A 13045-nucleotide genomic window follows, 5' to 3' on the forward strand; every position below is an offset into this window, starting at 1 on the left:
GGGTTGGGTTGGGTTGGGTTGGGTTGGGTTGGGTTGGATCGGATCCGATCGGCTTCATTGTATTTCGTGCAATGGAATAAGCCTATTTGATCGGATAGGAGGGTCTCGTTGTATTCTGTACAACGGGAAACTGCCACTAGAGGCGGAATCATTACTATTACGGCGATTATTCCGATTTCTCATTGTATGAACTACAACGGAACCGGCAATAGGAGTACATGACGCAGATCTCATTGTACAAACTGCAATGAAGGCCTGCGTTTCACCATTGGGCTTGCGCGCTCGCGCAATGCCATTGAGCAGGCGTTCGGAATCCTCATGATGGCCTTCGCTTTGCACCCTCTATATGCAAAAAAAAGCCGCGGACGACTGTCTCTCGGCAGCGGCCTTTACTTTATCTCCGCGAATGAATGATGCAGGAGCATGAGCTCACCTTTTACTCCGTGATTGCCTGCTTTTTGCGATCCATTGCATCAGCCAAGCTCTGAAGAAGCGGCGATAGCCGAGAAATCATATCCGGATCGGTAATCTCTCCGTTCTCGCCGAATTTGGCGCTAACAACGAAAGGAAGCGTAACGGCTCCTCCCTCCACGATGTCCGCCGTCATCATAGTGAGCGTCAGCACCAGCGATTCATTCGCATGATTGCCGCCCCTCGGATTCGGCGAAGCGGTCACGACAGCGGTCGGCTTGTAGACGAATTCGCCAGACGATACAAGCCAGTCCAGCGCGTTCTTCAGTACGCCCGGCACGCCGTTCGCATACTCAGGCGTACATAACAGAACGCCGTCCGCTGTTTTCACAGTCTGTCGGAAAGCCCGCACCGAATCCGGCGGATCATCGTTGTCCAGATCAGGATTGAAATGCGGCAACTCGCCGATGCCGGCATAGATCTCGCAGCTCACGTTGTCCGGCAGCAAAGCGCCAATCGCGTGCAGCAGCTTTGAATTCGAAGATGCGCCTCGCAGACTTCCCGAAATCGCCAACAAATGTACAGCTTCTTGGTTCATGTCCCGCTCACCCCGTATAAGTTATCGATCTCCCGCAATCCCTTTCAACACCCCGTACTTCTCCCCTGCACCGTTTACCCACTTCTTCCACGCCTTCACGCTGCTGCCGGACGGCGTCTTCTCACTGGGCAGCAGCTGCGCGATCGCGGGTGCAAGGTCGGCTCTCCCCGCCCGGATATCCTCCATAATATACGGCACGGCCAATACGCCAAGCTCGACCGCGTCTTGTACCGCTTCTTCCGATCCGTCGCGGGACTCTGCTTTATCCCGAATAACCGTGTAGCGCGAAGGAATGCTTTGCTCGAACTTCTTCCACTGCTTCACGAATCCGCCAGGCGACTCGAACTTAAACCCGGACACTTCCTTCGCTTGGGACACCTTCGTGACGACACTCGTCAGCACGAAGGAGGTCAGCGACTGATCCTGCTCCATACGCTCGACAATATACGGGAGATAATCAGCGCTTAGCTGGGTCATCCGCTCCAACGCCGGCGTGTTCATATAATCATACGGGTTGGACGACACAGCATGCCCTTCCGATTCCGTCTGCCATTGATCGATCAATACGTTGAGCTCCGCCCTCTTCAGCTCAGCCGTATTTGCCGGGACACTGCTTGTCCCTGCCTTCGAGAAGCTGTCGAACAGCAACAGAATCGCGGCAGCGAGCACCACGAGGGCGCCTGCGGCCATTCGTTTGTTCTGCAGGAATCTGGCGAGTTGCATCTTTATATCCTCCTGACCGCACGGCGCATCTGCACCTCGACTGTAACGATTGTCCTAATTTTTAACCGCCTGAATCATTTCTTAAACTTAACTGAAGTGGAAATCAAGCCCATTATATAAATTAGGCTTCTCCCTTGTACATAGCCGCCGTGAACTACGTCCATCTGCTCCGCAACCGACCAAGGACCGACAAAAGCCGAGAAGGTTCTGCATCATTCCTTCCCGGCTTTTGACCTATTCCGCGCAGCGGACAGCATCCGCGTTCCTATGAGGCTTGATTAACCGGCTAGTCTACCCGCCAGCATATGACTTTCCCGCCCGTTCATGGTAATCTCTAGTATCATATCCCTCACCATTGATCGCTCGAACCGCGATAACGGACTCCGATCAACCTTACAGGAGGCACGACATGGATCTCGATGAAATGTACCGAACGTACAAACCGCAATTGACCGCTTACGCCTATCGGATCCTCGGAACCGTCACAGATGCGGAAGACGCCGTTCAGGACGTCTTCGTATCGGTCCGCAGGCACGACTCAGCCTTGATTGAGCATCCGAAAGCTTATTTGATGAAAATGGTGACGAACCGCTCCATCAACCTGTTGAAGTCCGCCCGGCGGCAGAAAGAAGTGTATCCCGGCAATTGGCTGCCCGAGCCGGACATTACGCTGGCGGCGGCAGAAGAACCGTCAGAACAGCTGATGCTTCGCGAAAGTTTCGGATACGCGCTGCTCGTTCTTCTTCAAGAGCTGACGCCCGGGGAGAGGGCCGTCTATGTCTTGAAGGAATCGCTTGGCTACGCCTATGACGAAATCGCCTTGATGCTCGATAAAACCGAAGCCGCTTGCCGCAAAATATTCAGCCGGGCGAAATCGAAGCTCGGCGCCTTCGGGAGCGCAGAGAGCAGCCCCGCCGCCAAGCCTGATGCAGCGGAGCCCTACCTGCAAGCATTCGCCGAAGGCGCGCGGACCGGCCAGTTCGAGCCGTTCCTCCGGCTGCTGACGGACGATGCGGTGCTCATCGCCGACGGCGGCGGCAAAGTCCGCACCGCCATCAATCCGATACTCGGACGGGAGCGCATTGCAGCCTTCGTGGCCGGTCTGTTCGCCAAAGGCTCCTACGCCGGCACGTTCCACCCGATCCGCATGAGCGGCCAACCAGGGCTGCTGCTCATTCGGCCTGATAAGATGCAGGCGCTGACCTTCGGCTACGCAGAGGATGGAAGCATTCACAGCATGTACATCGTATCGAATCCAGACAAACTGACGCATATTCATGGAACTTTTCGCTAGACCCGGCACGGTTCGCACAACTTCTTCGCATAATTTTTCATGGACCCTGTCACAAATCCGAGGTCTCGATTGTCTTAATTGCAGATAAACCAAATACGAATCCTTGGAGGGAAACAACATGAAACAAAGAATCAATCCGCAACAAGCCAATCCGGAAGCCTATAACGCGATGCTGAAGTTGGAGGGCTACATCTCGGAGTCCGGCCTTGACCGCACGCTGTATGAGTTGATCAAAATCCGCGCGTCCCAGATCAACGGCTGCGCCTTCTGCTTGAATATGCACACGCAGGAACTGCGCGGTATGGGGGAATCCGAACAGCGCGTTCATCTGATCAGCGTATGGCGCGAGGCGCCGTTCTACACCGAGAAGGAGCGCGCAGCGCTCGAACTGACCGAGGCCGTTACCCGCATCTCGGAAGCCGGCGTTCCTCAATCTCTGTACGAGCGCGTAAGAGAGCACTTCACGGAGCAGGAATTCGTCACGCTCATCATGGCGATCAATACGATCAACGGTTGGAACCGGATCGCCGTCTCGACGGGCATGATCCCTCCGAAAGCTTAAATTTCGGCAGCCTATAAAAAACCGCTCCTCTCGAACCGCACCCCAAGCGTTAGATATTCTAACCTTTGGGGTGCAGTCTATATGGAGCGGTTTTTCCGTTATAGCAGCAGTTTAAGCGCGCAACATTCAACCCGCTAAGAGTTTACCGCAGAGAATGGCGAGGCAGTACAGCGTGAACGCCTTTGACACCGTTGACGACCTGCGTAATGCGCAGATCGACGACCGCGCTGCCGAGCGCTATCGCCTCTACCCGGTTCAGGCCGTACAGCTTGCCCATCAAATTCAGCATCCCGTCCATTGCCTGTACGGTCGCCTCATTCAAATCCTCGTGGAATCCGAACGTAACCCATCCGTTCGCCGTATCGGCGAACGGCAATGTAAGAGGCATATCCTCATGCACGCGGAACGTCAGCCGTGCCGACTCCATCGGACATTCGATCGCCTGGCAGCTTATCTCTCCGTCGCCCTGCGCCGCATGTCCGTCCCCTGCGAAGAAGTATGCTCCGTCCACCGGAATCGGCAAGTACAGCCGGCTCCCTTCGGTCAATTCCTTGCAGTCGATATTGCCTCCGCTAAAGCGGGGAGGCCAAGTGGTATGAATGCCCTTCTCTTCAGGCGGCATGCCCAGGAAGCCAAGGAACGGTTGAAGCCCCACGGCAAACGTACGGTCCTTAATCGTCGTACGGCCGACCCGGGTTACGGCATCGAGCTCCCACCCTAGTATGATTTCCTCGTACTCGGTCAGTCCGAGCATCCGGTTCTGCCAATTCGGGTATTGGCCCGCTGCCGTAAAGCCGTATGGACCCGGAACGAGTTCGTCGATCCGAACCTCCAGCGTCATCCCTTTCTTCGCCTCGGGAATATAGAGCGGACCGCACAACGCGTGTCCAAGATCGATCTCCGGCCTGCGCTCGTATGGCTTGGTCCGTCTGCCTTCCGCGGATGGAGTGCCCCACCCGGCGTCGAACATCGAATAGTGCACCGTATCACCGGATCGAATGGTTATTGCCGGTTCAAACTCGGCGGATACCGTTCCGTACATGGTCGATTGATCCGGTCTATAATAATGGATAGTCATAAATAGCCTCCTTATCGTCGAATCTCCTACTCCTCTTCCACTCCCGCCCGGTGAACTTCTTGCGCATCGACAGGAGCGTCAGCGACAAATTCACCATTCTGCCAGCGGTAAACAACATCCTTATACCCCGACTCCATGTCGTAATATTGGTTCACGAAAGCCGTATCGCTTACTTTCGGGTACCGGATCGATTGTCGGTGATCGGCCGAGTACATATGCGCCAATATATGCATGCCCTTCTCATCCACCGTCAGCATCGCATAATCGCCCCCGTTGCTTCCAGCCCATTGGCCGATGGTGAAATCCGGCTTGCCGTCCGCATTATAATCGTCGAATAACAGCTTGAACGGTTTCCCTTGCCGAAACGTTAATTCCGTTCCTGCGAACGCATCCTTCAGCGGCATTCTCGGCAGCGTCTTGCCATCCGGCAAGACTGCCTCCAGCTCGAATGTCCCGTACAGGTACGTGCCTTGGAATGGACCCGGCTCGTCATCCGTCACTTGCCTGCCCGACTCGAGCCATAACCGGACCGTCGTCATCACGCCGCTATCGCCGATCTCGGTCGTACCTTCCCCAATGAGCACCGGGGAAAGGATGAGTACGGAACCCGCTGACTCCTGTTGCTCTTGCGTAGGCGTTGGCTGCGTTGACTCCGGCACTTCCATACCGGCTGGTTCCTCAGCCGAGTGGATTACCGCCATATTCGGCTTCAACTCGCCGCTGCCGCTTGTCTGCTCCCGGCTTCCGTTCTGGCAGGCGCTCATAAGCAGCACTGCTAGTAGAGACAGCAGCATGGGCGTCCCTCTCATCTTGCGCATTGCCCCGTTCCTCTCCCGTCCGTCCATATCTCTGATCAACTTACAAACGTTGCAATATGGAAATTGTTGCATTCCGCTTCCGATTCGTCCATCCTTTTTTTCTTAAACGGTTAGTCCGCCGAAACAGGATGTCAACCTCATCCATAGCGGACTTGGCCGCCCTTGCTATATAGTAACAATAACAATAGCCATTCCAGGAGAACGACCATATAAGAAAGGACTTTTATCCGTTATGTCTGCACAATTATCCATACCCGCTTCACCCTCCGCATCCCAGCTGCAGCTTTCCCGCGGTCTGCTGCTGCTTATGGCGTTCGCCGCCGGAATGACGGTCGCCAATCTGTATTACAACCAGCCGCTGCTGGCCGATATCGGCCGGTCGTTCGGCGTTCAGCCGGACGAAGTCGGTCTCATCTCGACATGCACGCAGATCGGTTATGCGCTCGGTATGTTTCTCTTCGTACCGCTAGGAGACATAAAGGAACGCAGAGGACTCCTGACGGTGCTGCTCTCGCTCGTCTGCCTCTCGCTCATTGGCGTAGCATCTGCGCAGAATCTGATTTGGATTTATGCCGCAAGCTTTGCGGTCGGACTGACGACGGTCGTGCCGCAAATCCTAATCCCGCTCGCCGCGACGCTCGCAGCACCGGGCGAACAAGGCAAAGCCGTCGGCACCGTCACAAGCGGCCTGCTGCTCGGCATCCTGCTCACGCGCACCGTATCCGGCCTCATCGGCGGAACATGGGGCTGGCGCCTCATGTACGGCGTCGCGGCCGCGGCCATGCTCGCATTGCTCGTACTGCTGCGCATGAAGCTGCCGCACAGCCGCCAGTCATCCGGTCTGCGCTATGGCCAACTGCTTCGGTCCATGGGCAGTCTGGTCGCGAAGTACGCTACCCTTCGGGAATCGGCGCTGATCGGCGGCGCGAACTTTGCCGCGTTCAGCATTTTCTGGACCGCGTTATCGTTCTACGTCGAAGGAGAGCCGTACCATTACAGCAGCCAAATCGCCGGTCTATTCGGCCTTATCGGGGCAGCCGGAGCGCTCGGAGCGCCAATCGTCGGCCGGCTCGCGGACCGGATCAGCACCAAATGGATGATCGGCGCGCTGATCGTGCTGAACCTGCTCGCCTACGTGCTGTTCGGCACGCTCGGCGGATCGCTGTGGGCTCTCATCGCAGGCGTCATCTTGCTGGATCTCGGCGTGCAAGGAACGCAGGTCGCGAATCAGACGCGCATCTATGCGCTGGAGCCGCAGGCAAGGAGCCGGCTGAACACCGTGCAGATGGTAACGACGTTCGCTGGCGGAGCAATCGGCTCCACCATTGGCAGCTATGCTTGGCATGAGTGGGGCTGGAGCGGAGTTTGTATGGCCGGGGGCGGCGCAGTGCTGCTCGGCTTCGCCGTCTGGCTGGCGCACCGCATTCGGAAGGAAGCGGCATAGAAGGAAGGCAAGTCCGAACCCGCCTTCCTTTCTGGCCGCTAACAAAAATGACGAACGGCATCGCCGTTCGTCATTTTTTTATATAGCACCATCCGTATCAAATACTTTCGTCCGCAGCAGGACCATCGCCCTCCTCATCTGCTCCAGCTCTTCCCCGTCAGCGGACCCGATCCGCCCTAGAAATTCCCGCTCCATATGAGCGAACGCCGCATCCATGAACTGCTGTCCTTTCGAGGAAAGCCGGATGTACTGCTTGCGCTTGTCATCCTCCGCCTCCGCCTTCTCGCACATGCCTTTGTCCGTCAATTTCTTCAGCTCGCGGCTCGTGTTAGGCATCGAAATATGTTTGCAGTCACTAATTTCGCTCAGCGTCACCGGCTGCGATACGGCAATATATTCAAGAATCCCATACTGGACAGGCGTAACGTCGCCGAGCGGCAATTCTTTCGTCATCACGTACATCGTCTGATGAACGGAAGTGATGAACGATACCATCTCGTAAAACAGCGCCTTCTTCTGGTCCATCAATCTCACCCTCTCATCCGTTAAGATAACAAAATACATATCAATTAACAATTATCATTTGACAACTATTTTGTCTGTGTGATAGTATTTTGTTGTCAAATGATAAGTAAAAGAGGTGAGCTTGACCGATGAAAATGCTCGTTATTTTTACCCATCCGAATCACACAAGCTTAAGCTATGCCTTTCTGCAGCAAGTCATCCAGGGCAGCAGCGAGAATGAACGAATAGAAGAAGTACAGGTGCTGGACCTTTATGCCGAATCGTTCAACCCGGTGCTGGTGTTCAATGAAGATAAACGCCGCCGGGATATGCATAAGGACCCTGAGCTGGAGCAATACCGGAAACAGCTCTTATGGGCTGACAAAATCGTACTCGTCTACCCTATCTGGTGGGGACGCCCGCCCGCGATGCTGCTCGGATACATCGACCAGTTGTTCGCCTCCAACTTCGCATACCGGGATAAGAAGGGCTTGCTGCCCGAAGGGCTTCTGAAAGGAAAGTCGGTCGTCTGCATTTCCACCATGAAAGGTCCTGCGCTCTATCCGCTGTTATGGCTGAACAATGCGCACAAGGTGCTCATGCGTAAGGCGCTCTTCCGTTACGTCGGCATTAAGAGCGTTAAGTTCTTCGAATTCGGCGGTATGGAGAAACCGAACGGACAGCAGAAGAACAAGCTGGACAAAGTATACCGCTACTTCAGAGCGGTTACCTCATAGTATCTCGTTGAAAGCCGATGCCCTGTTCGCTGGAGGGCATCGGCTTTTTGCGAGTTGCCACTCGAACCGTAATAGGCTACCCTATATTTTGACATGAATAAGGAGGCGCCTTATGTACCGCATAATGATCATCGAGGACGATGATAAAATCGCTTCGATTCTGCAGCAATATATCGAACGCTACGGTTACGAGGTCGTTCGTGCAACAAGGTTCCGCGAGCTGAAGCAGGAGTTCGCCGACACGAAGCCGGACCTTGTGCTGCTGGATATTAACCTGCCGCACTTCGACGGGTTCTACTGGTGCCGCCAGATTCGGACCGTGTCCAATGTGCCGATTATTTTCCTGTCTGCGCGGGTTGGCGATATGGATCAAGTCATGGCAATCGAGAACGGCGGCGACGACTATATGACGAAGCCGTTTCATCTCGATGTTGTGATGGCCAAAATCAAAAGCGCACTCCGTCGCGCCTACGGCGAGTATGCCGCTCCAACTTCAAGCACGGACGAGCTCATGGCGAACGGCCTGACGCTTGACCGCGCACGAAACATTGTCGAGTGGAACGGCATCCAAGCCGATCTGTCCCGCAACGAATGCCTGCTGCTCGGCTCTCTGCTCGCGAAGGCCGGGCGAATCGTAAGCCGGGACGATCTGCTCGAAGCGCTATGGGACAATGTTCACTTCGTCGACGACAACACGCTCAACGTCAATGTGACGCGCGTACGCAAGAAGCTAGAAGAGCTTGGCCTGCCGAAAGCGATCGAGACGGTCCGCGGACAAGGCTACCGGCTCAACCTTCCGCTGGCCGATGCGGATCGTTGAGCGGACCGCTGACATCAACATGCAAGGAGTGAACCCTGATGCCTCGTTACCAACCTCAGCGGCATTCGCCATCAAACCATCATCCTGACGAGTCATCCGTGCAACGAATCTTTACGATTCAATCGTTCCTGCTCGACAGACTGCCCTATATCGCCGCTTTCTATCTGGCGCTCATCTTCGTCATTCTTGTCTTCTCGTTGGAGCGCAGCCGCGACGGTTACGTGCCGGGCATCAGTAATATCGTGTACATGTTCGTGCTCGCTTCCGTCGTCGCCCTCGGCTGGCTTATCTGGGACTACGCACGCCAACGCCCCTATTACCGGCAAGTCGCCGACATGCTTGCAGAAGACAAGCCGTCCGCCGTCTCTATCGTGCGGGTACAAGATGGCGTCACCCGCGAGCAGCAAGCGGTGCAGAAGCTTCTCGCGCATCAGCACAAAGCGTTCGCAGACGAGATCGCGGATTACAGGCGCCAGCGGGAACAGCATCTGCATTTCACGAACCAGTGGGTTCATCATATGAAGACGCCGGTGTCGGTCATCGACCTGCTTCTGCAGCAAGCAGCCGAACAGCCAGCGGCCGGAGACGATCCCATGCTGCGAAGCAGCATCCAGGAAGAACTCGAGCGCATATCCCGGGGGCTTGAGATGATGCTGCATACGGCGCGAATGGACCAGTTCCGCATGGACGTTCGGATCGACCGCGTTCCGCTGCTGCCGCTTATCCGGCAGACGATTAACGGCCACAAGAAAGCATGCATTCGAGCGTCGATCTTCCCTCGCGTTGAAGGCGCGGAAGCAGTGGTCGAAACCGATGGGAAGTGGCTGGCTTTTATCCTAAATCAATTGATCACGAACGCGGTCAAATATTCGAAGGACAAGCCTGGCAGCAAGACGCTCCAGTTCACTGTAGAACCGCTGTCCGGCGGCGGCTTCGTCTTGTCGGTGACAGATCAAGGCATCGGCATTGCCGAGCATGACCTGCCGCGCGTGTTCGACCCGTTCTTCACGGGAGAGAACGGCCGGCTCATTGAAGAGTCGACCGGCATGGGACTGTACCTTGCACGAGAAGTATGCGGCCGTCTCGGCCATGACATAGCGGTCGAATCGGAGCTTGGCAGCGGCACGACGGTCATCATTTATTTCCACGACAGCGGAGCCATTCATCACGGGCTTATCCCTTAATCGCCTCCAACTGTAAGCTGCCGTACAAAGGTGACAAAGTTGTAAGCTTCACACTCTGCTTTGAAAGGTAAATCAATGGGGGCCGCCCTCCCCCCTCGTTTATACTGTGAACATAGTTGCTGTAACGGCAAGCCATAATAGAAACAAAGCGGAGGGATTCACGAATGAGCGTACTGAAAGCCCAAGGGCTGACCAAAGTATATGGATCCAAAGGAAAAATGCTGTACCGGGCATTAAGCGATATCGATCTCGATATCCAGAAGGGCGAGTTCGTCGGTGTCATGGGCCCTTCGGGAAGCGGCAAAACAACGCTGCTCAACATTCTCGCCACGATCGACAAAGCGACGTCCGGCAAAGTCGAGATCGGCGGCGTCAATCCGGCTGTGCTGGACGACAAGAAGCTGGCGCTGTTCCGCCGCCGGGAGCTCGGTTTTATTTTTCAAGATTTCAACCTGCTCGACACGCTGTCGATTAAAGAAAATATCATTCTGCCTCTAGTACTCGATAATACGAACATCAAGGAAATCGAGAAACGGCTTCAACAAAGCGCCGAGCTGCTCGGCATCAGCGCGATTCTCGACAAGCGGACGTACGAGGTGTCCGGCGGCCAGAAGCAGCGGGCAGCCATCGCGCGTGCGATGATCCACCAGCCGGCCATTCTGCTGGCGGACGAACTGACCGGCAACCTCGATTCGAAATCGGCGAAGGACGTCATGGACTCGCTGAAGGATTTGAACGAGCAGATGGGCGCGACGATTATGATGGTGACGCACGACCCTTTTGCCGCGAGCTATTGCAAACGAATTGTGTTCATTAAAGACGGATCGTTCTTCTCGGAAATCCGGCGCGGCACGAACCGGCAGGCATTCTTCCAGCAAATTCTCGATTCGCTGAGCGTGTTGGGAGGGAATTTCGATGAACTTTCGGCAGTTCGCAATTAAGAATGTCCGGGGCAACTGGCATCAATACGTCGCCTATTTCTTAAGCAGCGTATTCTCGGTTATGATTTTCTTCATCTACGCGGCCTTCATCTTCCATCCCGACGTCGTACACGGCCACATTCATGCAGCCAAAGGCGTAAGGACCGGCATGTTGTTCTGCGAATATATTATCGCTATTTTCTCGTTCTTCTTCATTCTCTACTCGATGTCGGCGTTTCTGAAATCGCGGAAGAAGGAATTCGGCCTGCTGTCGTTATTCGGCATGACGAGGGGGCAGATGCGCCGGATGGTCCTGTACGAAAATATTGCGACATCGCTGCTCGCGATCGGAACCGGCATCGCCTTCGGCACCTTGTTCCTCAAGCTGTTCTTCATGGCGCTGTCCACCATTCTCGAGATGGAGCACCCGATCCGGTTCTTCATCGCAGGCAAGGCGCTGCTGCTGACAGCAGCCGGATTCTTTGTTCTATTCCTATTCATTACACTCATCACTCTGTTCCAGGTGGGAAGAAGCCAGATCATTGATCTATTGAAAGCTTCCAAGAAGCCGAAATCGCCTCCTCTGGCATCCAAGTGGCTCGTGCTGCTGTCGGTGTGCTGCCTGGGAGCAGGCTACTATCTGGCGTATACGATGAATATGAGTAATGCCATCGTCTACATGCTGCCTGTCGTCGCCTTGGTTGTCGCCGGTACGTTCTTCTTGTTCACGCAGGCCAGCGTGATCATATTCCGCTGGCTGCAGCGGAGAAAATCGGTCTACTACAAACAGACGAATCTCATGACCATCTCTCAGCTCGTGTTCAAAATGAAGGACAACGCTCGTATTCTATTCACCGTATCGGTCATGAGCGCTGTCATCCTGACCGCCTCCGGGACGTTCTACGTCTTCTTCCTCGGCTCGAAGGAACAGTTGATGGACTCGGTACCGCAGACGATAAGCTTCTATGAGAAAGGGCTGAATACGCATGATGTTCTCGACCCGGAGAAGGTGCGCACAATCCTCAAGGAGGACCGCGTCGGGATCAGTTACGAAGTGCAGCTCGTCGGCGCATCGGCGCAACTGCCGGCCATCGGACGAAGCTTAGAGACTTCTACCGCGTTGATCATATCGGAAGAGTCCTATAACGAATACGGACATAAAATGCACCGCGATCGTCCCCTTCTGAGCGTCGATCCGGGACATGCGGTATATGTCATTCCGTATACCGGAGTGAGCGGTTCGCTCGTCGAGACCGGCAAGCCGCTTCCAGTGAAGATCAATGACGGGGCGACTGAATTGCCGTTAACGGTAGACCGCCAAGTAAGCGGAGGATCGATCGCTTACCCGAGAGGCGCGGCGACCGAGCTGCTCGTCGTCGACGCGGCGCAATACACCCAGCTGTTGCAGGGCGTGCCTGACGACAAGAAAACCGTTGTCTACGGCTTCGAGCTGAAGAACTGGACGTCCCAAGGCGACACGGCGGCGAAGATTGAAGCGCTCGTTCCAGAGGACATGAAGGGCCAGTTCGATAACCGCGTTGCGCGATACGAGGAAACGAAGCAATCGATGGCGCTCACCTTATTCATCGGTTTGTTTATCAGCGTCCTGTTCTTCATCGCCTCTGGCAGCATGATCTACTTCAAGCTGTTCACCGAGCTGGAAGAAGACCGCGACCAATTCCGGGCGCTCAACCGAATCGGGATGACGGCAGCCGAAATCCGCCGCACGGTGACGACGCAAATCGCGATTATATTCTTCGTCCCTTGCCTCGTCGGCATCGTGCATACGATGTTCGCCATGAAGTCGCTTGGCAATCTGCTCGTCGTGAGCGCCATGCAATACTCGCTTGTCGTCGTCGGCATCTATATCGTCATGCAAAGCCTCTACTTCTTTGCCGCCCGTCGCTCGTATTTGAACAAGATTGCCAAGAGCTTTACGAGCTAGCGTCCGC

13 protein-coding genes are annotated in these 13045 nt (G+C 55.2%); 8 read left to right on the plus strand and 5 right to left on the minus strand.

Annotation, left to right across the window (positions count from 1 at the left end; genetic code table 11):
• Positions 1-436 precede the first annotated feature (436 nt).
• Together PKO01S_RS12885 and PKO01S_RS12890 are read right to left on the minus strand one after the other, a co-directional pair.
• Positions 437-1009 (minus strand): NADPH-dependent FMN reductase, encoded by a 573-nt coding sequence (locus PKO01S_RS12885; protein WP_127531757.1) that lies wholly within the window; start codon positions 1007-1009, stop codon positions 437-439.
• A 21-nt stretch (positions 1010-1030) separates the two neighbouring features.
• Positions 1031-1732 carry a hypothetical protein gene (locus tag PKO01S_RS12890; RefSeq protein WP_127531758.1) on the minus strand — a complete coding sequence of 234 codons (702 nt, stop codon included), beginning with the start codon at positions 1730-1732 and terminating at the stop codon, positions 1031-1033.
• A gap of 409 nt (positions 1733-2141) precedes the next feature.
• Here PKO01S_RS12890 and PKO01S_RS12895 point away from each other — a divergent pair, with 409 nt between their 5' ends.
• Complete coding sequence (locus PKO01S_RS12895) at positions 2142-3026, plus strand: sigma-70 family RNA polymerase sigma factor (protein WP_127531759.1); 885 nt, start codon at positions 2142-2144, stop codon at positions 3024-3026.
• A 118-nt stretch (positions 3027-3144) separates the two neighbouring features.
• Positions 3145-3588: a carboxymuconolactone decarboxylase family protein gene (locus PKO01S_RS12900; RefSeq protein WP_127531760.1), complete on the plus strand. Its 444-nt coding sequence runs from the start codon at positions 3145-3147 to the stop codon at positions 3586-3588.
• 142 nt (positions 3589-3730) lie between these two features.
• Here PKO01S_RS12900 and PKO01S_RS12905 read toward each other — a convergent pair whose 3' ends face one another.
• Positions 3731-4666, minus strand: a complete 936-nt coding sequence (locus PKO01S_RS12905; RefSeq protein ID WP_127531761.1) for an acetamidase/formamidase family protein — start codon at positions 4664-4666, stop codon at positions 3731-3733.
• A gap of 26 nt (positions 4667-4692) precedes the next feature.
• A complete protein-coding gene (locus PKO01S_RS12910; protein WP_127531762.1) occupies positions 4693-5484 on the minus strand; it encodes a hypothetical protein in 792 nt (263 codons plus the stop codon).
• A 232-nt stretch (positions 5485-5716) separates the two neighbouring features.
• Here PKO01S_RS12910 and PKO01S_RS12915 point away from each other — a divergent pair, with 232 nt between their 5' ends.
• Positions 5717-6928, plus strand: coding sequence for an MFS transporter (locus PKO01S_RS12915; protein WP_127531763.1), 1212 nt, complete (start codon positions 5717-5719; stop codon positions 6926-6928).
• Between the two features lie 78 nt (positions 6929-7006).
• On the opposite strand, the gene PKO01S_RS12920 is transcribed toward PKO01S_RS12915, so the two are convergent.
• Positions 7007-7453: a MarR family winged helix-turn-helix transcriptional regulator gene (locus PKO01S_RS12920; protein WP_127531764.1), complete on the minus strand. Its 447-nt coding sequence runs from the start codon at positions 7451-7453 to the stop codon at positions 7007-7009.
• Positions 7454-7581: 128 nt separating this feature from the next.
• Between PKO01S_RS12920 and PKO01S_RS12925 the strand changes: the two genes are divergently transcribed.
• The 5 genes from PKO01S_RS12925 (at position 7582) to PKO01S_RS12945 (ending at position 13038) form a co-directional block, all read left to right on the plus strand.
• Positions 7582-8169, plus strand: a complete 588-nt coding sequence (locus PKO01S_RS12925) for an NAD(P)H-dependent oxidoreductase (RefSeq protein WP_127531765.1) — start codon at positions 7582-7584, stop codon at positions 8167-8169.
• 112 nt (positions 8170-8281) lie between these two features.
• Entirely contained in the window at positions 8282-8989 is a 708-nt protein-coding gene (locus tag PKO01S_RS12930) for a response regulator transcription factor (RefSeq protein ID WP_127531766.1), read from the plus strand.
• A 38-nt stretch (positions 8990-9027) separates the two neighbouring features.
• Positions 9028-10173 (plus strand): sensor histidine kinase, encoded by a 1146-nt coding sequence (locus PKO01S_RS12935; RefSeq protein WP_127531767.1) that lies wholly within the window; start codon positions 9028-9030, stop codon positions 10171-10173.
• Between the two features lie 164 nt (positions 10174-10337).
• A complete protein-coding gene (locus PKO01S_RS12940; RefSeq protein WP_127531768.1) occupies positions 10338-11114 on the plus strand; it encodes an ABC transporter ATP-binding protein in 777 nt (258 codons plus the stop codon).
• The gene (locus PKO01S_RS12945) at positions 11089-13038 is read left to right on the plus strand and encodes an ABC transporter permease (RefSeq protein WP_127531769.1); all 1950 of its coding nucleotides are present in this window, start codon (positions 11089-11091) and stop codon (positions 13036-13038) included. Before PKO01S_RS12940 ends, PKO01S_RS12945 begins: the two co-directional genes overlap by 26 nt.
• Positions 13039-13045: the final 7 nt, after the last annotated feature.

Origin of the sequence: Paenibacillus kobensis NBRC 15729 (genome assembly GCF_004000825.1) — a bacterium.
Taxonomy (GTDB): Bacteria; Bacillota; Bacilli; order Paenibacillales; family Paenibacillaceae; genus Paenibacillus_T; species Paenibacillus_T kobensis.